This window comes from Streptomyces manipurensis, assembly GCF_049570255.1.
GTDB classification, from domain to species: domain Bacteria; phylum Actinomycetota; class Actinomycetes; order Streptomycetales; family Streptomycetaceae; genus Streptomyces; species Streptomyces manipurensis.
Genome location: NZ_CP186950.1, coordinates 4,357,225 through 4,376,507, shown reverse-complemented (window position 1 = coordinate 4,376,507; position 19,283 = coordinate 4,357,225). Strand labels below are relative to the sequence as shown.

21 protein-coding genes are annotated in these 19,283 nt (G+C 70.9%); 16 read left to right on the top strand and 5 right to left on the bottom strand.

All coding sequences use genetic code 11. The features are described from left to right. Positions 1-26 precede the first annotated feature (26 nt). Complete coding sequence (rpsG, locus tag ACPU2J_RS20335; RefSeq protein ID WP_007265894.1) at positions 27-497, bottom strand: 30S ribosomal protein S7; 471 nt, start codon at positions 495-497, stop codon at positions 27-29. A gap of 2 nt (positions 498-499) precedes the next feature. Continuing rightward, positions 500-871 carry a 30S ribosomal protein S12 gene (gene rpsL, locus ACPU2J_RS20330; RefSeq protein ID WP_007265893.1) on the bottom strand — a complete coding sequence of 124 codons (372 nt, stop codon included), beginning with the start codon at positions 869-871 and terminating at the stop codon, positions 500-502. 368 nt (positions 872-1,239) lie between these two features. Here rpsL and ACPU2J_RS20325 point away from each other — a divergent pair, with 368 nt between their 5' ends. Then, a complete protein-coding gene (locus tag ACPU2J_RS20325) occupies positions 1,240-3,741 on the top strand; it encodes a YfhO family protein (protein WP_423833775.1) in 2,502 nt (833 codons plus the stop codon). A 16-nt stretch (positions 3,742-3,757) separates the two neighbouring features. On the opposite strand, the gene ACPU2J_RS20320 is transcribed toward ACPU2J_RS20325, so the two are convergent. From ACPU2J_RS20320 to ACPU2J_RS20310, 3 genes are read right to left on the bottom strand one after another with little or no spacing between them, the layout of a single operon-like run. Continuing rightward, entirely contained in the window at positions 3,758-4,669 is a 912-nt protein-coding gene (locus ACPU2J_RS20320; protein ID WP_423833774.1) for a hypothetical protein, read from the bottom strand. A gap of 55 nt (positions 4,670-4,724) precedes the next feature. Beyond that, complete coding sequence (locus tag ACPU2J_RS20315; RefSeq protein WP_423833773.1) at positions 4,725-5,405, bottom strand: hypothetical protein; 681 nt, start codon at positions 5,403-5,405, stop codon at positions 4,725-4,727. A gap of 35 nt (positions 5,406-5,440) precedes the next feature. After that, positions 5,441-6,478, bottom strand: coding sequence for a peptidoglycan DD-metalloendopeptidase family protein (locus ACPU2J_RS20310; RefSeq protein ID WP_420079904.1), 1,038 nt, complete (start codon positions 6,476-6,478; stop codon positions 5,441-5,443). Positions 6,479-6,651: 173 nt separating this feature from the next. Between ACPU2J_RS20310 and ACPU2J_RS20305 the strand changes: the two genes are divergently transcribed. From ACPU2J_RS20305 to ACPU2J_RS20235, 15 genes are all read left to right on the top strand, one after another. Beyond that, positions 6,652-7,203 carry a hypothetical protein gene (locus tag ACPU2J_RS20305; protein WP_423833772.1) on the top strand — a complete coding sequence of 184 codons (552 nt, stop codon included), beginning with the start codon at positions 6,652-6,654 and terminating at the stop codon, positions 7,201-7,203. A 23-nt stretch (positions 7,204-7,226) separates the two neighbouring features. Further along, complete coding sequence (locus ACPU2J_RS20300) at positions 7,227-7,469, top strand: hypothetical protein (protein WP_420079906.1); 243 nt, start codon at positions 7,227-7,229, stop codon at positions 7,467-7,469. A gap of 180 nt (positions 7,470-7,649) precedes the next feature. Then, on the top strand, positions 7,650-7,937 hold the full coding sequence (locus ACPU2J_RS20295) for a hypothetical protein (RefSeq protein WP_359991995.1): 288 nt from the start codon (positions 7,650-7,652) through the stop codon (positions 7,935-7,937). 16 nt (positions 7,938-7,953) lie between these two features. Next, on the top strand, positions 7,954-8,745 hold the full coding sequence (locus ACPU2J_RS20290; RefSeq protein WP_420079907.1) for a hypothetical protein: 792 nt from the start codon (positions 7,954-7,956) through the stop codon (positions 8,743-8,745). Continuing rightward, a complete protein-coding gene (locus ACPU2J_RS20285) occupies positions 8,735-9,949 on the top strand; it encodes a hypothetical protein (RefSeq protein WP_423833771.1) in 1,215 nt (404 codons plus the stop codon). The genes ACPU2J_RS20290 and ACPU2J_RS20285 overlap by 11 nt, the downstream gene beginning before the upstream one ends. A gap of 85 nt (positions 9,950-10,034) precedes the next feature. After that, on the top strand, positions 10,035-10,277 hold the full coding sequence (locus ACPU2J_RS20280) for a hypothetical protein (RefSeq protein WP_403629435.1): 243 nt from the start codon (positions 10,035-10,037) through the stop codon (positions 10,275-10,277). Beyond that, entirely contained in the window at positions 10,270-11,349 is a 1,080-nt protein-coding gene (locus tag ACPU2J_RS20275) for a zeta toxin family protein (RefSeq protein ID WP_423833770.1), read from the top strand. Before ACPU2J_RS20280 ends, ACPU2J_RS20275 begins: the two co-directional genes overlap by 8 nt. 17 nt (positions 11,350-11,366) lie before the next feature. After that, positions 11,367-11,612 (top strand): hypothetical protein, encoded by a 246-nt coding sequence (locus tag ACPU2J_RS20270; protein ID WP_423833769.1) that lies wholly within the window; start codon positions 11,367-11,369, stop codon positions 11,610-11,612. Beyond that, positions 11,609-12,664, top strand: a complete 1,056-nt coding sequence (locus tag ACPU2J_RS20265) for a zeta toxin family protein (RefSeq protein WP_423833768.1) — start codon at positions 11,609-11,611, stop codon at positions 12,662-12,664. The genes ACPU2J_RS20270 and ACPU2J_RS20265 overlap by 4 nt, the downstream gene beginning before the upstream one ends. 17 nt (positions 12,665-12,681) lie before the next feature. Further along, the gene (locus ACPU2J_RS20260; protein WP_403629441.1) at positions 12,682-12,927 is read left to right on the top strand and encodes a hypothetical protein; all 246 of its coding nucleotides are present in this window, start codon (positions 12,682-12,684) and stop codon (positions 12,925-12,927) included. Continuing rightward, positions 12,924-13,976: a zeta toxin family protein gene (locus tag ACPU2J_RS20255; protein WP_420079910.1), complete on the top strand. Its 1,053-nt coding sequence runs from the start codon at positions 12,924-12,926 to the stop codon at positions 13,974-13,976. Before ACPU2J_RS20260 ends, ACPU2J_RS20255 begins: the two co-directional genes overlap by 4 nt. A gap of 26 nt (positions 13,977-14,002) precedes the next feature. Then, the gene (locus ACPU2J_RS20250; protein WP_401399513.1) at positions 14,003-15,496 is read left to right on the top strand and encodes an SCO6880 family protein; all 1,494 of its coding nucleotides are present in this window, start codon (positions 14,003-14,005) and stop codon (positions 15,494-15,496) included. A 92-nt stretch (positions 15,497-15,588) separates the two neighbouring features. Then, the gene (locus ACPU2J_RS20245) at positions 15,589-17,001 is read left to right on the top strand and encodes an ATP/GTP-binding protein (protein ID WP_423833767.1); all 1,413 of its coding nucleotides are present in this window, start codon (positions 15,589-15,591) and stop codon (positions 16,999-17,001) included. Continuing rightward, positions 16,998-18,767, top strand: coding sequence for a type IV secretory system conjugative DNA transfer family protein (locus tag ACPU2J_RS20240; protein WP_423833766.1), 1,770 nt, complete (start codon positions 16,998-17,000; stop codon positions 18,765-18,767). Before ACPU2J_RS20245 ends, ACPU2J_RS20240 begins: the two co-directional genes overlap by 4 nt. Beyond that, positions 18,764-19,144 (top strand): DUF4913 domain-containing protein, encoded by a 381-nt coding sequence (locus ACPU2J_RS20235; RefSeq protein WP_401399519.1) that lies wholly within the window; start codon positions 18,764-18,766, stop codon positions 19,142-19,144. The genes ACPU2J_RS20240 and ACPU2J_RS20235 overlap by 4 nt, the downstream gene beginning before the upstream one ends. The last annotated feature ends 139 nt before the right edge of the window (positions 19,145-19,283 follow it).

Genomic DNA, 19,283 nt, shown 5'->3' with positions numbered 1-19,283 from the left:
TCTCTCGGTCTCGATGTGGGTTGGGACTACCAGCGGTAGTGCGCGAAGGCCTTGTTGGACTCGGCCATCTTGTGCGTGTCCTCGCGCTTCTTGACGGCAGCGCCAAGACCGTTGGAGGCGTCGAGCAGCTCGTTCATGAGGCGCTCGGTCATGGTCTTCTCACGGCGGGCGCGGGAGTAACCCACGAGCCAGCGGAGGGCCAGGGTCGACTGGCGACCCGGCTTGACCTCGACGGGGACCTGGTAGGTCGCGCCACCGACACGGCGGGACTTGACCTCGAGGGACGGCTTGACGTTCTCCAGCGCGCGCTTCAGCGTGATGACCGGGTCGTTGCCGGTCTTCTCGCGGAGGCCTTCCATGGCGCCGTAGACGATGCGCTCGGCGGTGGAGCGCTTGCCGTTCAGGAGGATCTTGTTGATGAGCGAGGTCACCAGAGGAGATGCGTAGACCGGGTCGATGATGACCGGGCGCTTCGGGGCGGGGCCCTTACGAGGCATTCTTACTTCTCCTTCTTGGCGCCGTAGCGGCTGCGGGCCTGCTTGCGGTTCTTGACAGCCTGGGTGTCAAGCGCACCGCGGATGATCTTGTAACGAACACCCGGCAGGTCCTTCACACGGCCACCACGCACGAGCACGATGGAGTGCTCCTGCAGGTTGTGTCCCTCACCCGGAATGTAAGCGGTGACCTCGATGCCGGAGGTCAGACGCACACGCGCGACCTTACGGAGCGCCGAGTTCGGCTTCTTCGGGGTGGTCGTGAACACACGCGTGCAGACACCACGACGCTGGGGCGAAGCCTCGAGCGCGGGAGTCTTTGTCTTCTCGACCTTGTCCTGCCGGCCCTTACGGACCAGCTGCTGGATCGTAGGCACTACTTCTCCGGTTTCTGTGTGCCGTGTAGTGAAGCTAACCTGGAACTTTGCCGACCCACGCGGTCGGGTGTGTCGGATCCTGCACACCTTCGCCGAAGCGAGGGAAGCGCGGGTTCGCGGTGTGGTCTTCTCGGCTCACCGCGGGTCTAAGCGCACGCGGGAGCCCAGGGCACACCCCAGGCACAAGGTCAGAGCGTACCTACCTCACAGAGGTAGGTCAAAACAAATGCCCAGCACGAAAATCCGCCGCGCGCAAGCGGGGCGCGGCCCGCTGGGCCGGCCGGCCCGCCGTCTCGCCCTAAACTGACAGCTTGCCCGGGCGCTGGGCGCCCGGGAGCCGATCAGCAGGGAGCAGCACATTGGGCACCGTGGCACCCGAGCCGACCGCCGTCGACCCCGGGCCCGCCGCCCCGGGCCGGGTGCCGGCCGCCCGCAGAGCCGCCCTCGGCGTCACCCGCCGCCTCCCCCGCGCCCGCGGCCCGCTGCTCGCCTTCCTGATCACCGCGGCCGCGTTCTGCGCCGCCTGGGTGGCGCGCGGCGCCTTCCCCTTCGGCAACACCGGGCGGGCCCTGAACGACCAGGCCAACCAGTACGTGCCCTTCCACCGGGCCCTGTGGGACCTGGTCCACGGGCAGGCCGCCGGGGACCTGCTCTTCACCTGGCGGGGCGGCTTCGGACAGCAGTTCCTGTCCGACTTCCACACCTACCTCGGCAATCCCTTCTCCTGGCTGGCCGTCCTCGTCCCGCGCGCCCACGTCGACCTCGTCGTCTTCGCCGTCACGCCGCTCACCATGGGCACGGCGGCCGCCGTGATGACGGTGTACCTCGGCCGGCTGAACCCCGGGCCCTGGTGGCAGCGGGGCGTGCTCGGCGCGGTGTACGGCCTGTGCGGCTGGGCGCTCAGCGACGCCTCGTACATCCCGATGTGGCTGTGGGGCCTGGTCGCCCTGCCGATGCTGGGCATCGCCGTCGAGTGGTGCCTGGAGGGGCGCCGCTGGCCGGGTGCCGCCCTGCTCGTGGCCCTCGCCTGGTTCGGGAACTTCTACACGGCGATGATGGCCACGATGGCCGCCTGCGTCCTGCTCGCCGTACGGATGGCCACCCGGGGCATGACCGCCCGCGAACGGCTGCGCGCCCTGTGGCGGGCGGCCGGCGCCGCCGCCACCGGCATCCTGCTGACCCTGCCGCTGCTGCTGCCGTCCTTCCTGTCCAGCGGCGCCGCGCAGCCCACCCGGGCCGCGGCCTTCCAGCCCGTGGGGCTCGACGTCTTCCTCGCGGGCATGCTCCCCGCCACCCACCTGTGGGGCGGCCGCCCCCGGCTGTACGTGGCCTCGCTCGGCCTGGTCCTGGCCCTGAGTTTCGTCCTGAACGGCCGGATCGCCCGCCGCACCCGCCTGGTGTGGGCCGCGGCGACCGTGCTGGTGGCGGCCTCCTTCCAGTTCCCGCCCACCCAGTACGTGTGGCACGGACTGGCGGTGCCGAACGGCAACCCCTACCGCGAGGCCTTCGTCTTCAGCGGGATGGTGGTGGTGCTCGCCTGGCTGGCGCTGGCCCACCGGCCCCGCCCGCTGCACCTGGCCGCCGGCGCGGGGGCACTGGCCGTCGCGGCCTTCGCCCTGCGGCACACCGACGACTTCGGCGGCTGGACCTGGCACGCGGTGCTCGGCGGCGGCGCCGTCTCCGTCCTGGCCCTGGTCCTGCTGCGGCTCGGCGAGAAGCGCCGGTACCTGATCCCGGTCGCGGCCGTGCTCATGGTGGGCGTGGTCCTCGCCGAGTCCACGGCCGCGGCGGCCGGCGCGGACGCCCGCCGGGCCCGTGAGCGCTGGGCCAAGCCGATCCCCACCTCCAACCGGTCGATCGCCGACCACTTCGACGCGGTCCGCCGGGTCGAGGGCTGGCCCGGCCACCGCACCGACCCGGGCGCGCCGCAGACCGCGTACAACGACGCCCTGGCGCTGCGGGCGGAGGGGCCGCAGTACTACAGCAGCTACCTCCCGGAGGTCACCTACCGGGCCCTGGAGCCCCTCGGGTACGGCTTCAAGAACGACGGCCGGACCTTCTTCGGCGCCGACAACCCGGTGCTCGACGCGATCTTCTCGATCGGCGCGCGGGTCCGCCCGGGGCAGGCCGAGGACACCTGGACGGCCGACCGGTTCCCCGCTCCCCCGCTGGTCACCGTACGCAGCGGCCCGTACGCCTCCCCGAACCCGGCGGACAGCGTCTACGCCCGCCAGGAGACCGTGCTGGGCGCCACCGTGTACGCGGTCCCCGAGGTCACCCGCGGCGGCACGGCATCCGAGCGCACGTACACCGCCCGCTGCACCCCCGGCGCCGAGGCCTACTGGTACTCCCCCACCCTCTACGGCACCCTCGCGGCCGGCGACGGCCCGGAGACGGCCCTCGAAGACGCGAGGACCGGCGTGACCCCGCTCGGCCGCGTCCCGGCCTCCGGCACCCTCGACATCACCGTCCGCACCCACAAGGACAAGGCCGACGCGGGCACCCACCCCGTGGGCTGCCTGGACCGCCCGGCGCTCGACGCGGCCGTCGCCCGCCTCACCGCCACGGGCGCCACGACGGTCCGCCCGAGCGGCCACGGCATCGAGGCCACCCTCCCGCGCGGCGCCTCGGGAACGGCGGTCGTCGCCACCACCGCGGTCCCCGGCTGGAGCTGCTCGGCCCCCACCACCGACTTCCACGGCCTCCTGGCCGTCCGGATCCCGCCGGGCACGGACCGGATCTCCTGCACCTTCACCCCGAAGGGCCTCACCCCGGGCCTCGCAGGCGCCGCCCTGGCCCTCCTCGCCCTCCTGACCCCGGCGACGACGTCCTTCCTCCGCAGGCGGCGCCGGCCGGACGCGGGCTGCTGACCCCGCAGCCGCCGGGTCAGCGGGCGGCGCGCTCCTCCAGGCGGGCGATCCTGGCCCGTGCGGCGTCCAGGTGCGAGGTGTCGAAACCCTCGGGGGCGGCGAGGACCCAGAGGGCGACCAGGTCCCGGCCCATGGCGATGGCCTCGACGGGTTCGGCCACCTTCGCCCATGCGGCGGCCGCGTTGTGGACACTCTGCAGGGCCAGCGGATCCTGCCGGCTGGAGCGGATCCGGGCGATTTCCAGCGAGCTGTTGAAGGAGCGCCGCACGTCGCCGGCCACGAAGGCGACGTACGCGTTCAGCTCCCGAAGGCGGAGCACTCCGGGGTCGTCCCATCCGAGGCTCTCGGCAGCGGTGGCCGTGCTCTCCCGTGCGTGCCCGGCCGCCCACTCGATCCAGCCGCGCTGAATGGCCTCGTTGATGCGTGCGACGGGCCCGTCGATGAGGTCCGGCGACGTGGGGGGCGGCGATGCGACACCGGCGGGCTCCGGAGCAGGGACCGCACCGGCTGCCACAGGGGTCACGGCCTTCGCATCGGGCTCGGGTGCCATGACGGGTGCCGGTCCGGGTTGCGGGGCGGAAGCCGGCGCGGGCTCCGCCACCGCGGGCACGGTCGCGGGCGCGGGCGCTTCGCTCGCGGCCTGAGGACGCGGCATGTGCTCCGGCAGGGGTATCGGCTCCGCGGCGAACCGGCTGGAACCGTCCGCGTGGACCTGGATCGGCGTGATCCACCCGATCCGCTCGTCCCGCACCGTCGCGAGCACGGGTACCCCCGTGGAGAGCACCTGCCGGTGGAGATAGTCGAGCACCGCGTCCTGCACCGGTTCCCCCACCCCCGGAACGACCGGCCGGCCGGCCACGTCCACCCGGCCGTCCGCGGTGACGTGCACTTCCACACGGACCGGCTCGGCCGGCAGCGGCTGCGGCACGGGCTCCGGCGTGCGACCCCGTCGACTGAAAAGGGACATGCTTCCTCGGCTCTGCTCAGCGTGCGGTGGTGGAGGGGGAGGCGGACCGCGGCGCGGACGTGGCCACGGAACCGGGCGGCGTGGCCGCCGGGATCACCGTGGCACCCGCGACCTTCCAGGTCCCGGGACCGGTCATGACCAGCTTCACGACGGCGGTCAGCTGGGGGCCTGTGCCCGTCCAGCCGTCGCGGCCGTGCGCCTTGCCGTCCACGGCGAACGTCCGGTACGAGGCACCCGGCGTGTCGCCCGGTCCTTGCCCCTCGTCGTCCGCCGTGATCTCCACGGTGGTCCACGCCTTGTGCTCCGCCCAGGTCGCCCAGGCCGCACCGCTTGCCGCGCCGGGCCGGTAGGAACGCTCGGCCTCGGCCTGCTGGTCCGTGAGGTACACGAGCGCGCGCAGGTTGGCGTCCTGGGGGCTGCTGTCGTAAGCCGTGTCGTAGGTGTAGGCCGTCGTCAGCCAGGCGTGGGCGACAGCGACCGGGTCGGCGGGATCAGGGGCGGGTACGGGCTGCACCTTCGCCTGGGCGTCGAGCGGCTTCCCCGCGGGCGGCGGAGCCTTCAGCGGGAAGGTCTCGGAGACGCCGGGCAGCGGCGAGGCCGCGGAGCCCTTGTCGTCTCCGAGATCGCGCAGACCGCACCCCGTCAGCAGCGAGGTGGCGACGATCGCGGTCACGGCCAGGACGAGTCCTCTGCGCACGTCGGCCTTCTCCTTCCTGTTCCGGTTCGGCCCGCTCATCTGCCGATCCAGGGTGCGGGGTTCACGTACTGGCCGTTCTGCTGGACCTCGAAGTGGAGATGGGCGCCGGTGGAGTAGCCCGTCGATCCGACCAGCCCGACCACGGTGCCGACGCCGACCCGCTGGCCGGTGCCGACGTTCAGCGCGGACATGTGGTTGTAAGTGGTCGCGACCTGTGCGCCGCCGATGGTGCCGTGCGAGATGATGACGCGATTCCCGTAGGCGGCGTTCCAGCCGGCGAAGGTGACGGTGCCCTCCTGGGCCGCCAGGACGGGGTGGCCCGCGGGGACACCGAAGTCCATGCCCGTGTGGAGCTTGTAGACGCCGGTTGTGGGGTGTACCCGCATGCCGTAGGGCGAGGTCACCGGGAAGTTGCCGCGCAGCGGCATCGCCATCTTCTGTCCGGCGGGGACGGTACCGCCGCCACCGGGTTCCGCTATGGCCGTGTACTTGGCCATCGCGTTCTTGATCGCGACGACGTAGCCCTGGGTCTCCTTGTACGGGGGGATGCCGCCGTATTCCTCGACGGCACCGGGTCCCGCGTTGTAGGCGGCGAGGGTGAGGTCGAGGGTGGGGCCGGCGGCTATGCCGCGGGCCTTGTACCGCTCGACGTCCCGGGCGAGGGCGCAGTCGTAGCGACCCTGGGCCATGATGGCGTCGCCGGGGTCGAAGGGGTTTATCTGGCCGTTGCCGTCGTCGTCGCGGCCCCAACCGGCCCAGGTTCCGGGCATGAACTGGGACAGGCCCTGCGCGCCGACGGGCGAGGTACGGCCGTTGATCCAGCCGGACTCGGCCTCGATCTGCGCGGCGATGACCGGTGGGGTGATCTGCGGGCACATCGAGCCCGCCTTCAACACCCACGGCAGGTACTGCGCGGGCACGTTCTTCGGATTGAGCGCGCCGCCCGCGACGACGTCCATGTTCGGGTCCGCCCCGCTGCCGCTGACGCCGACGAACATGACGAACGGCATCATGACGGCCGCCACTCCGGCGCCGACCACCCACATGGCCGCGCCGCCCCCCGCTTCCGACATCACTCCCCCGTCGACGTGTTCCAATGCCACTGCCGCTGCGAGTCTCCTGGGGGGCTCCCGGCGCCAGCGTCACGACACTGTCACAAACAATCCCCAGAGATTCGCACTAAGTTGTCGATGCTGGACGCTACGCGAGGTTGCCGACATGCGTCGACGCGGGGGGAGACGTAGCCATGACTCAAACGACGCCCGGCGGGCCGGAGATCTGGATCCGGGGTCCGGTGGGGGCCGCCGACACATCCGACAACATCTCCACCGAACCGTCACAGACCTTTACGCAAAGGGAAGTTCACGCGACCGCCACCGCGTCCGGAGAGGCTGCCTTCAGCTGGATGAACGCCCATGGCGGAGCGGGCGCGAGCACGTTGACGGCGGTCTTCGGCGGCTTCGACTGCGGGGGACGCTGGCCCGAAACGGCGACCGGAGAGTCCGGAAAAATCCTTCTGGTCGCCCGCACCCACGCTTCCGGGCTCCAGGCGGTGTCACAGGTACTGGATATGATCAGACGAGATGAGCAGCCCTCAGGAGTCACCCTCCAGGCCGTGGTTCTCGTGGCGGACGCTCCGGGCCGCCTCCCTCCCGAGCTGGCCCGCCGCATCAAAGTGATCGGCTCGGTCACGGCGGTCCACCGCATCCCGTGGATGCCGGACTGGCGGATGGGCAACCTGTCGGGCCCGGCACCCCGGGGCGCCTCGGCTCTGTCCAAACTGCTCACCAGTCAGTGACACCCGTAGAGAGGGGCAGCGCAATGGAATGGATGCTCGCCGTCGGCTCCACCGTCACCGAACCCCTCGACCGCGTCCTCGGCTGGATGGCGTGGCTCGTGTCCGCCGCCGGGGTCTTCGGTGTCCTGATCGTGGGTTCGCGCATGGCCATCGCCCTGCGCACCGGCAACGCGGACGAACACCTCACCCAGCTGGCGACGGTGCTGGGCGCGTGCATCATCGGTGTGACGGCAGGCCCGATCGTCGCCTTCCTGCTGAACGGCTGAATGGCGGAACGGCGGAACCACGAGCCTTCGGCACGGAACGCGTTCCGGACCGGTCACCAGCCGAACTCATCCGATCAACCAGTCGGCGATACCTGCCATGATGCCGCCGGCAAACGAATGTAAACACCGCAGTTCTTTCGGCTATCCGGCCGATGCGGACACCACTATGGGGGAGTTGTCATGTTCAGCAAGGTCCGAGACGCCGCCGTCATTCTTGCGGCCGATGTCCCGAAGCCCGGAATGAACGCCCCGCCGGAGCTCACCAGCAAGGTGAACAACGTTCTCGGCATCGTGGCGTGGGCGGGTACCGCCGCCGGCGTGGCAGGCGTCCTCATCACCGGCGCCATGATGGCGATATCGATGCGCCGCGGCGAGGGCTCCGAGCACATGGGCCGCCTCGGCATGGTCCTCGGCGGCTGCGTCCTCGTCGCGACGGCCGGTCCCCTCGTGTCGTTCGTCTTCAACTGACCCGGGAGGCTGACCGATGGCTTTCCGAGGATCCCGCGGGAACAGCGGCGAATGGGAGAAGCCGTTCTGGCAACAGCGCGGCTGGCTGGTCTCGGCCATGTTCCTGTTGGCGATTGTGCTGATCGGCGGCTACGTCGCGTTGACGGGCGACGACACGAACACCAACGCCGGAGCACCGCAGGGCCCGGCCACCACGCCCAAGGCCGCGGACACACCGTCGAGCGCACCTCCTTCGGGTGCGGCCGAGGCGCGCCCGGCCGGGTGCAGCACGAACGACAGCGATCAGAGCGTCCCGCAGCAGAGCCCGTCGGACATCAAGTGGAAGGTCTACCAAACCGACCTCCTTCCGGTGTCCGCATCCGCGGGCCCGCTCAAGTTCGACGGAGCCGTCTGGTCCTGCTACGCCCGCACCCCGATGGGGGCCACCCTGGCGATGCAGGCGATCTCCGCCAAGCTGGGCGGAGCAGACTGGAAGACGGTCAGCGAGAAGCAGATGGCGAAGGGGCCGGGCAAGGAGCGGTTCATCGCCGACCACTCCAAGGACGCCAAGGCGCAGCCGACCGGTGCGCCGGGCAGCCGGGGAACCTACGTCGGCTTCCGGGTCCTGACCTTCAGCAAGGACCAGGCCACAGGAATGATCCTGATGCGCCTGTCCGACGGAACCTACGGCGTCGCGACCATGTCCACGGTCTGGGAGGAAGGCGACTGGAAGCTGCGCCCCACACTCGACGGATCGGTGACGGAAGGGTTGTCGGTCGTAGGCGGCCCCGACGGGTTCGTTCCCTGGGGGAGTGGCAGTGCCTCTTAGCGACATCCCCAGCCCCGGCGAGATCATCGACGCGGCCAAAAAGTGCGGCGGCGACCCCATGGCATGCCTCGGCGCCGGGGTCAAGAAAGTCGGCAGCACCGTCGCCGACGGTGCCGTCGGCGCGTTCGCCAATGCCATCGGCAAGGCCGTCGAGGAGATCCTCAAGAGCCTCAACGGCGTATGGCTATCCGTCGGCAGCGGCTCCAACCTGAATCCCGGCGAGGGCACCGGGCTCAACGCCATCATGGCCGAGACCAACTGGATCGTCGGCTACATCGCCGTCGCATGCCTTCTCCTCGCCGCGTTCCGCATGGCCTATGAGCGCAAGGGCCAGTCCATGCAGCAGGCGTTCATGGGCATGTGGAAGGTCATCCTCGTCAGCGCCATGGCCCCCGTCATCGCCCAGGCCCTTTACACGGCCTCCGACGCCTACGCGAAGGAGATCTACGCGAAGGCCGATCTCGGGAAGACCGCCGAACAGCTGACCGGCGCGATCATGATGAGAAGCCCGGGCATCATCATCATCTTCGGCATCCTCATCATGTTGTCCAGCTTCATCCAGATCATCCTGATGTACGTCAGGCTGGGTGTGCTCATCATGCTGATCGGCACGCTTCCGATCGCCGCGGCCTCGTCGATGACCGGCTGGGGCGACGGCTGGTGGAAGAAGCACATCGGTTGGATCACGGCGTGGCTCCTCTATAAACCGGCCGCCGCTTTGATCATCTACTCCGCGGCGTCGATGACCAAGGGCAAAGCGGATCTGGACAGCGTCATCGCCGGCATGGGCCTGCTGATCCTCTCGGTCTTCGCTCTGCCCGCGCTGCTCAAGCTGGTCGTCCCCGCGACGGCGGCCCTCGGCAGCACTTCCGGCGGAACCGTCGCGATGAACTTCGCGAGCAACGTCGCCTCCGGTGCCGTCAGCATCGCCTCCGGTGCCGGCGGCGGTGGTGGCGGTGGTGGCGGCGGAGGTGGCGGTGGCGGCAAGGGCCCCGAGGGCTCCCCGTCCGCCGGCGCCGGAGCCTCTTCCGGTGGCGCCGGCGGCGCCGCAGGTGGCGCGGCCGGCGGTGCGGCGGCAGCGGCAGGCCCCGCAGGCGTCGCGGTTCAGGCCGCCGCGGTGGTCGCCCAGGCTGGTATCGCCGCGGCGCAGGAAGTCGCCGGCTCGCTGGACGACAACGACGGTATGAAGGGCCACAACCAGTAGTCGCGCGGGCGGGGGTCCGTGCCCGCAAGCCGTGCACGGACCCCCGGCCCCGGCCCCGGCCCACCGTCGTACGAAAGGAACTGTGATGACCGAAGAGTCCTCCCTGCGCGCCTACTTCAAGCGCTACGCGCAGGGCGGCATCTCGCGCGAGGAGATGCTGGACACCGTCGCCGCATGGGACTTCGAGGAAGAGGTCTGGGACGAGCTCGTCGTCGAGCCCATCCGTCAGGACAACACCTTCGAGATCGTCTACACGGCCCAGGTACTGGGCCAGATCACCGAGGAAGACGTCCGGGACATCGAACGACGGACGGACACGCGTGGCTGATCTCGCCGGGACCAGCACCCTGCCCGGGGAGTACGCCGAGCTCTACGCCACCTTGCAGGAACGGATGAAGCGGGGCGGGGACCTCTCCCCCGGCCCCACCGACACGGCGGCCCGGTTCCGGCCCGCCCGGCGCTGGGAGCCCGAGCGCCGCGCCATGCACACCGAGATCGTGGAGGCGTTCAAAGCCGGCCAGGCGGGTCGTCCGCGCGGAGGTCGTGCCGTCCTGATGACGGCCGGGGCCCCCGGTGCGGGCAAGGGCAGCATTCAGGAGAGCCTCCAGCGCTGGCAGCACGAGGACTCGGAGCTCGGCCGACGGCTCTCGGCCGTTCACGGACTGGACCTCCGGGACTACGTCGTCCTGAACCCGGACGACTTCAAGGAAGAGCTGTTCAAAGCGGGGGGCCTGCCGCCGATTGCCCCGGAGGACATGGCACTGCCCTTCGGACGGGAACTCACACCCGCTGAAATGTCCGGCCTGCTGCACACCGAGGCGTCCATCCTCCGCGACCGCTGTGAGGCGTGGGCTCTTCAGGAGGGTTACAACCTGCTGTACGACGCGACCCTGGCGAACGAAGCGGCGGCCACCTCCCTCCTCTCGAGCCTCCAGGAGAGCCGCTACGAGCAGCGCGTGATCCTTTCGGTGGAGGTTCCCCACGCCGTGTCCGTTGCCCAGAACGCCGGCCGCTGGCACACGGGCCGCGTCGCCTTCGAGCAGGGCGGCAACGCGTACGGCGGCCGGATGTCCCCGGAAGGCATGATCGACGCCCTGTACGGGAAGGCCACGACGGGCCAGGGCCATTCGATCAGCCGTGAGAACGCCGTGCAGCTCGCCGACCGCGGGCTGGCCACCGGGCTGATCACCGCCGATCGCGGGAACTTCACCCGCACCGCGCCGGGCCCCGCCGCACCGGCTGCGGCCACCTACCAGCGCGAGCGGACCACCCTCGGCATCGCCGAGGCCGGACGCCTCCGTTCGCCGCGCGCAGGTGCCGCTCCCCTCACTTCCTCCCCCCGGAGCGCCGCCCCGCAGGCTCCGGACCGGACTCCTCCCGCCGCAGGCCGCACCCATTGACACGTAAGGAAAGACCGATGACCGAAAAGCCCTCTCTGCACGCCTACCTCAAGCACTACGCGGCAGGCGGCGTCCCCCGCGAGGAGATGCTCGACACCGTCGCCGCATGGGACTTCGAGGAAGAGATCTGGGACGAGCTGGTCATCGAGCCCATCCACCAGGACAACACGTTCAGCGTGCTCAGAGGTGGCGTGCTCCAGCACCGCATCACCCAGGACGATTACGAGGAGATCATGCGCCGCCGGGGAGCGTACGGGGAGTGAACGACGAGTACCGCCGGCTCTACGCCGAGATCCAGGAGCGGATGAAGCGAGGGGGCGACCTCTCCCCCGGACCTGGGGACACGCTCGCCGCGTTCGGCCGCAACGCCGACTGGGACCGTGCGCGCATGGCCATACAAGGCGAGATCGTTGAGCGGTTCAAGGCGGACAGTGCCCACAAACCCCAAGGCGGTCGCGCCGTCCTGATGACGGCCGGCGCTCCGGGAGCGGGCAAGGGGTTCACCCAGGGGCAGCTCGTCGGATGGCAGCGGGAGGACTCGGACCTCGGCCGCCGACTGGCAGCCGTGCACGGCCTGGACCTCGACGACTACGTCGTCCTCAATCCCGACGACTTCAAGGAGCGACTCTTCGAAGTCGGCGGTGCGCCCAGGCTGGCCCCCGAGGCGATGGCCCTGTCACATGGCCGGGAGCTCACCCCCGCCGAGCTCTCCGGGCTCCTCCACAGGGAGGCCCTGGATCTGCGTACACAGTGCGAGGAGTGGGCGCGGGAGCGCGGCTACAACCTGCTCTACGACGCCACACTCGCCAATCACAAGGAAGCGGCCGGTCTGCTCCACGGGCTCAGCGAGCAGAAGTACGGCCAGCGCATCATCCTCTCTGTCGAGGTCACCCGCGAACAGTCGCTCGCCCAGAACGCAGACCGCTGGCTCAAGGGCCGACTCGCCTACGAGCGGGGTGAGGACCCCTACGGCGGCCGGATGTCCCCCGATCAGATGATCAAGGCCCTCTACGACAAGAACACCACCGGTTCCGGCCACTCCATCGGGCGCGAGAATGCCGAGAAGCTCGCCGAGGCGGGCCTGGCCACCGGCCTGATCACCACCGACCGGGGCACCTTCGCCCCCACCGTGTCCGCAGCCACCGGTCCGTACCGGGCCGTCACGTTCCAGCGTGGCGAGACCACCCTCGGCATCGCCGAGGCCGGACGCCTCCGTTCGCCGCGCGCAGGTGCCGCTCCCCTCACTTCCTCCCCCCGGAGCGCCGCCCCGCAGGCTCCGGACCGGACTCCTCCCGCCGCAGGCCGCACCCGTTGACACGTAAGGAAAGACAGATGACCGAAAAGCCTTCTCTGCGCGCCTACCTCAAGCGCTACGCCGCCGGCGAGATCCCCCGCGAGGAGATGCTCGACACCGTCGCGGCGTGGGACTTCGAGGAGGACGACTGGGATCCCGCGCACAGCGAGCCCACCCACCAGGACAACACCTTCAAGGTGCTCTCCGGCGCGGCCCTGCTCGGGGACATCACCGACGACGACTACGACGAGATTCACCTGCGGCGTAGGCGGCACTCGGCATGAACGAGGAGTACCGGCAGCTCTACCAGGTGCTCCAGAGCCGTATGGGGCAAGGAGGTGACCTGTCCCCGGGTAGCCCGAACGCCACCTACGCACTGCACACGACGGATCACCAGTGGAGCCGCGAGCGGCGCCAGCTGCACCGGGCAGTGCTGGAGGAGTTCCAGGCGAAGTACGCCGACCGTCCTCGCGACGGACGGGCCGTCCTCCTGACCGCCGGTGCCCCGGGCGTCGGCAAGGGCACCGCACAGACGAACCTCGACGCATGGCAGGGCCAGGACTCCGAGCTCGGCCGGGCCCTCGCCGACGCGCACGGCGTGAACCTCGGGCACTACGTCCCTCTGGACCCGGACGAGTTCAAGGTCGCCATCTTCCGGCACGGCGGCCTGCCCACCCTGCAGTCCGAGCAGATGGCCCTCCCCTTCGGCCGTGAACTCTCACCGTCCGAGATGGCCTCGCTCATCCACCAGGAATCCGCCTACCTCCAGGACACCTTCGAGGCATGGGCCCGCGGCCAGGGTTACAACCTCCTGTACGACGCGACGCTGAAGAACCTGGACAAGAACGTCGTCCTGCTGGACCAGCTCGACAAGGACGGGTACGGACAGCGCGTCATCCTCTCCGTCGAGGTCCCCCTCGAACAGTGCATCGCCCAGAACGCGGAGCGGTGGATGAAGGGCCGGGAGAAGTACGAACGGGGCGACGAGGCCTACGGAGGTCGCATGGCCCCCGAGGGCATGATCAGGGATCTCTATGCCCAGAGCTCCACCGGTCGGGGCGTCTCCATCGGCCGGGACAACGCCGAGAAGCTCGCGGAGAAGGGCCTCGCCACCGGTCTGATCACCACCGACCGGGGGGCCTTCCCGCAGAACCGGGCGAAGAGCACCACTCAGCCTCCGGTCTTCCAGCAGGGCGAGACCCGTGTCAGCGTCGCCGCCGCCGGGCGTCTTCGCTCCGCCCGGGCCGTCGCAGCTCCCACCGCTCCGCCGGCACAGGGTCCCGCCCCGCAGCTGCCGCGCCAGACGTCACCGGCCCCCGGCCGGACCCGCTGACGCAGACACAACCCGAAAGGAAAAGCATGGCCACCGAATCCATGGCGCGGCCTACCTACGGCAACTGGCGGCGCCCGCGCCGGCCCGGGCTCGGGCCACTGGGCCTGCTCGGGACCGTCGTCGCGTTCGGCGGGCTCGTGGTCGTACTGCTCGCCTCGCTGGTTTCGCTCGGCGCGGCCATAGGGGTACTGATACCCCTGGCGCTGCTCGTCGGGCCTCTCGCGCTGCGCACGGCCGACGGACGCAACGTCTACCAGATGGCGGCCGTGCGCATCGGCTGGATGAAGCGCAAGGCGAACGGTTCGCACACGTACGTTTCCGGCCCGCTCTCCCGCCGGCCGGGCGGGCACTTCTCCCCGCCCGGGATGCTCGCCCGCGTGAAGATGCTGGAGGGCAACGACGCGTACGGGCGGTCGTTCGGCGTGCTGCACCACCCGGGCCGCAACCTGTTCACGATCGTCCTGTCCTGCGAGCCGGACGGCGGCTCCCTCGTCGACCCGCAGCAGGTGGACATCTGGGTGGCCTCCTGGGGCGACTGGCTGGCGCGCCTTTCGCACGAGCCGGGCCTGCGCGGCGCGCAGGTGGTCGTGGAGACAGCCCCTGACACCGGGACGCGACTCGCCGCCGAGGTACTGCCGCGCATCGTGTCCGACGCCCCGCCGGCGGCACGCGCGGTGATGGAGGAGGTCGTGGCACGCTACCCCTCCGCGTCCTCCGAGATGCACACGTACATCGCGCTGACCTACGGAGCCGTGCCCGGTCCGCGCCGCAAGACCGACGACGTGATCACCGACCTGTCCATGCGGCTGCCGTCCCTGCTGTCCGGGCTGGTGGCGGCGGGCGGAGGTTCGGCCTCACCGCTGTCCGCGGAGCAGATCTCGGAGATCGTCCGGGTTGCGTACGACCCCGCGATCGCCCCGGACATCCTCAACGTGCGGGCGGAGCACGGTGTCACCGGAATGCAGTGGCACGACTCGGGTCCCGCCAGCGCCGTCGAGACCGTCGACGGCTACAAGCACGATTCGGGCGTGTCGCGCACCTGGATGCTGACGCTCGCTCCCCGCGGCACCGTGCGCTCCAGCGTGCTCCGCGGCCTGCTGGAGCCGGCACAGGGTACGCGTCGCAAGCGGGTCAGTCTCGTCTACCGGCCCATCGACCCCGCGACGTCCGCGCGGATCGTGGAAGCAGACCGCCGAGCCGCCCACTTCATGGCCGGTTCGCAGCGTGGTCTCGTCCAGGCGCGCGCCGCGTCCGAGATGCGGGCCGCGGAGCAGACCGCGGCCGAGGAGGCGTCCGGGGCGGGTCTGGTGGAGTTCTCGATGATGGTGACGGTCACGGTCGCCAACGAGGAGCAGCTCGCGGACGCGTCGATCACCGTGAGGAACCTGCAGGCCTCCTCGCGCATCCTGATGCGCCCCGCCGACCGCATGCAGGCAGCCGCCTTCACCTGCACGCTGCCCGTCGGCCTGCTGCCGTGGGAGCACACCCTCATCCCGTACCAGCTCAGGGAGACCCTGTGAGCAAGAAGCAGCCGCGGCCTCCTCGTCCCCCGCGCGAACCGGTCGTGCCGTCGCGTGGCTGGGCCGGTCCCGGTGGCGGGCAGGTCGCACACATGGACCCGCCTGCGATGTGGCGGGCCACGACCGTGCAGGCGTGCGGCCTGTGGCCGTTCGCGGCCGGGTCGGGCGCTCCGATGACGGGCGTGCCGCTCGGCCAGCACCTGCACACCGGGGCGACGGTGTGCGGGGACCCGATCTCGTGGTTCACCCGGGCCAGATACATCTCGAACCCGTCGCTGTTCATGCTCGGCATGCCCGGCCTGGGCAAGTCGACGCTGGTCAACCGGATGCTGATCGGGATGACAGCGACAGGCGTGGTCCCGCTGGTCCTCGGCGACCTGAAACCGGACTACGCGGACACCGTACGGGCCCTCGGCGGCCAGGTGATCTCCATCGGGCGCGGCGTGGGCGGCATCAACGTCCTCGACCCGGGCGCGATGGGGGAAGCGGCGGAACGCATCGGCGGGGAGGCCGGCCGGGTTCTCCAGGCGGAGGCGCACGGCCGCGTCCTGAACATGGTGGCGGCCTTGATCACCATCATGCGCGGGCGCCCCATGGACGACCACGAGCAGTCGGTGCTGTCAGCGTGCCTGCACCACCTCAAGGAACGGGCCACGCCGGGCAAGCCCCCGCTCCTGCCCGACCTGCTGCGGGTTCTCGACGAGGGTCCGGACCGGGTGCGCGCGGTCACCCTGGACCGCGGCAACCAGGAGCGCTACCAGGAGGCCGTCGATCCGCTGCACCGTTCGCTCATCGGCATCCTGGACGGCCCGCTCGGCGACACCTTCGCCACGGAGACCTCCACCCGCATCAATCCGAGCGCTCCCGCCGTGTGCGTGGACATCTCCCGCATCGGTGAGGCGGACACCCAGCTGACCGCCGCCGCGATGCTCGCCGCCTGGTCGGACGGGCTCGGTACGGTCGCGGCAGCGCACGCGCTCGCGGACGCGGGGCTGGCCCCGCAGCGCTGGTTCTTCACCGTGCTCGACGAGCTGTGGCGCCCGCTGCGCGCGGCATCGGGCATCGTGGAGCGCATCGACGCCCTGACCCGTCTGAACCGTTCCCTCGGGCTCGGCGACGCGAAGATCACCCACACTCTGAAGGACGCCGAGGCACTCGGCAGCGAGGCCGACCGGGCCAAGGCCCGGGGCTTCGTGGAGCGCGCGGGAATGGTGGTGTGCGCCGGGCTGCCCCGCACGGAGATGGAGGAGCTGGGCAAGGTCATCGGCATGTCGGAGCGGGAGATCGACCTGGTGTCCTCCTGGTCCTCGCCGCCCGGCTGGGCCAACCCGACCGCCAATGCCGAGCCGCCCGGCCGGGGCCGCTTCCTGATCAAGGTGGGTGGCCGCCCGGGCATTCCGATCAAGGTGGCGATCACGGAGACCGAGAAGACCCTGCACAACACGAACAACCGCTGGACCGAGAGCGCCGGCGTTCCGCTGTCGAAGTCCGGGGAGGGCCGGTGAAGGCGGGTGGCCCGCGCAAGCAGGGCGGCGGCTCGGCCGAGGAGCTCCTGCCGTGGCTGATCGTGGCGGTCGCCGCCACCGTGTTCCTGGGGTTCGTATCGGCCTGGCTCGGCGGCACGCTCGGCGCTGCGGCCGCGGGCGCGGGCTGGAATCCGCCCCCGTTCGCTCTGAGCACCCTCGCCACGCTGGTGCAGGACGGGCCGGGTGCCCTGTGGCCCCGCGTGTCCGCAGGCGCGTCGGGTGCCGGGATCGCGGTCACCTTCGGGGGGCTTCTGGGGCTCATGGTGGCCTTGGTGCTGGTGGTACGCAAGGGCTTCGGCAGTGGGTCGGACGGCCTCGCCGGGCGCAAGGAGCTGGCCCCGCTGCTTCCCAAGGGCGCCGCCGCCCGCGCTCTTGAGCTCCGTCCGGTTCTGAAGAAGCTGACGAACGGGAAACTCACCCCCGACGACACCGGCAACCTGCTGGGCAATCTGGAGCCGGGCGGCCCCGAACTGCGCTCCAGCTACGAGGACGTGGAACTGGACCTGATGGCCCCCCGCGCCGGAAAGTCCACCGGCATCGCCGTCCCCCGCGTGCTGCGCGCCCGCGGCAGCGTACTGCTGACCTCGAACAAGTCCGACGTGTACAGCGTGACCCGCGCCGAGCGGGAACGCGTGGGCCAGGTATGGACGTTCGACCCGCAGGGCATCGCACACACGCCTCGCGCCCTGTGGTGGGACATGCTCGCGGATGCGGCCGACATCGAGGGCGCCCGCAGACTCGCCGGGCACTTCGTCAGCGCGGTCAACGACGACGCCTCCAAGCGGGACTTCTGGATCTCCGCCGCGCAGAACACCCTGACGGCGCTCTTCCACGCCGCCAGCAAGGGCGGCAAGGGCATCGACGAGGTGCTGGGCTGGCTGGCGGACCCCGCCGACCGCACCCCGATCGACCTGCTGCGCGACGCCGGCATGACGGCTCTCGCCGAGCAGCTGCGCGGCACGATCCAGGGCGCCGTGGAAACCCGCGACGGCATCTACGAGACGGCCCGCCAGTGCGTGGCCTGTCTGCTCGACCCACGCATCGCCGCCTGGGTGAGCCCGGACCCGGCACGCCCCGAGTTCCGGCCCGACCGGCACGTCCTGAGCAGCGACACCCTCTACCTGCTGTCGAAGGACGGCGGCGGCTCCGCCGCCGGGGTGATCGCAGCCGTCGCCGACTCCGTACTCCGGGCCGGAGTACGGGCAGCCGAACGCATGGGCGGGCGCCTGGAGCCCCCCATGACCGCCGTCCTCGACGAAGCCGCGAACGTCTGCCGGATCTCCGACCTGCCCGACCTGTACTCACACCTCGGCTCGCGCGGCATCAACATCGTCACGCTGCTCCAGAGCTACCGGCAGGGAGCACGGGTGTGGGGCGAGGCCGGTATGGACGCCCTCTGGGGCGCTGCGACGATCAAGCTGCTCGGTGCGGGCCTCGACGACGCCGACTTCGTGGAGAAGATCTCCCGCCTGGTCGGCGAACAGGACGTGAAGACGGTCAGCTACTCGCGCAGCAAGGACGGCCGCAGCCGCTCGACCTCCTACCGGCTGGAACGGATCCTTCCGGCGGACCGGATCCGCGCCCTGCCCAAGGGCACCGCGCTCCTCATGGCCACCGGGGTCCGGCCCGCACTGATCCGGCTGCGGCCCTGGTACAAGGAACCCGGTGCCGGCCGCATCTCTGCGGCGGCGCAGGCGGAGGTGCGGGCCATCACGGCCCGCGCGGCGAAGGAGATTCACCGATGACCGTCCCCGCCGAGGAGGCAGCACCCCCGCTGTTCATCCTCTACCTCGACGGCGACGAGTACGACGAGGAGCTGCGCCTGCTGGTCACCTGGGTGCACGCCCTCCTGCTGCCCGTCTACGGCCGCGAGGTCGGCTCGGCCTCCCCCTGGTGCCCCCGCTGGTGGGAGCACCTGGAGGCGGTGGCACGGCTCCACGGTCTGTGGCTGGCCTGGCAGGAGCTGACGGACCCGGCTGCCGGCCCGAGCGGCCCGGCGCTGTGGCACCGCGACCACCTCGGCGCCGTCATGGGCGAACTGCGCAGCCCGTCCGGGCCGTTCGCCGGGTGCAAGGAAGGCTCCCACCGGGCCAAGCCGGCGCCGGTGGTCGACCCCTTCTGACCCAACGGCACCACCAGCCCGCCGTACGCGGCGTTCTGCCCGATCTCACGGAAGGAATCGAACTGTGCGGAGGAATGCGGCCGCGGCCGTGCTCTGCTGTGCGCTACTCGCCGGATGCAGCGCCGGAGGCGACGGCCCG

Excerpts from the sequence above, each read along its gene's own strand:
- ACPU2J_RS20300 (WP_420079906.1), top strand. The coding sequence starts at position 7,227 with ATGGAATGGATGCTCGCCGTCGGCTCCACCGTCACCGAACCCCTCGAC.
- ACPU2J_RS20310 (WP_420079904.1), bottom strand. The coding sequence starts at position 6,478 with ATGTCGGAAGCGGGGGGCGGCGCGGCCATGTGGGTGGTCGGCGCCGGA.
- rpsG (WP_007265894.1), bottom strand. The coding sequence starts at position 497 with ATGCCTCGTAAGGGCCCCGCCCCGAAGCGCCCGGTCATCATCGACCCG.
- ACPU2J_RS20250 (WP_401399513.1), top strand. The coding sequence starts at position 14,003 with ATGGCCACCGAATCCATGGCGCGGCCTACCTACGGCAACTGGCGGCGC.
- ACPU2J_RS20305 (WP_423833772.1), top strand. The coding sequence starts at position 6,652 with ATGACTCAAACGACGCCCGGCGGGCCGGAGATCTGGATCCGGGGTCCG.
- ACPU2J_RS20235 (WP_401399519.1), top strand. The coding sequence starts at position 18,764 with ATGACCGTCCCCGCCGAGGAGGCAGCACCCCCGCTGTTCATCCTCTAC.
- ACPU2J_RS20270 (WP_423833769.1), top strand. The coding sequence starts at position 11,367 with ATGACCGAAAAGCCCTCTCTGCACGCCTACCTCAAGCACTACGCGGCA.
- ACPU2J_RS20255 (WP_420079910.1), top strand. The coding sequence starts at position 12,924 with ATGAACGAGGAGTACCGGCAGCTCTACCAGGTGCTCCAGAGCCGTATG.
- ACPU2J_RS20290 (WP_420079907.1), top strand. The coding sequence starts at position 7,954 with ATGGCTTTCCGAGGATCCCGCGGGAACAGCGGCGAATGGGAGAAGCCG.
- ACPU2J_RS20295 (WP_359991995.1), top strand. The coding sequence starts at position 7,650 with ATGTTCAGCAAGGTCCGAGACGCCGCCGTCATTCTTGCGGCCGATGTC.
- ACPU2J_RS20260 (WP_403629441.1), top strand. The coding sequence starts at position 12,682 with ATGACCGAAAAGCCTTCTCTGCGCGCCTACCTCAAGCGCTACGCCGCC.
- ACPU2J_RS20280 (WP_403629435.1), top strand. The coding sequence starts at position 10,035 with ATGACCGAAGAGTCCTCCCTGCGCGCCTACTTCAAGCGCTACGCGCAG.
- ACPU2J_RS20245 (WP_423833767.1), top strand. The coding sequence starts at position 15,589 with ATGGACCCGCCTGCGATGTGGCGGGCCACGACCGTGCAGGCGTGCGGC.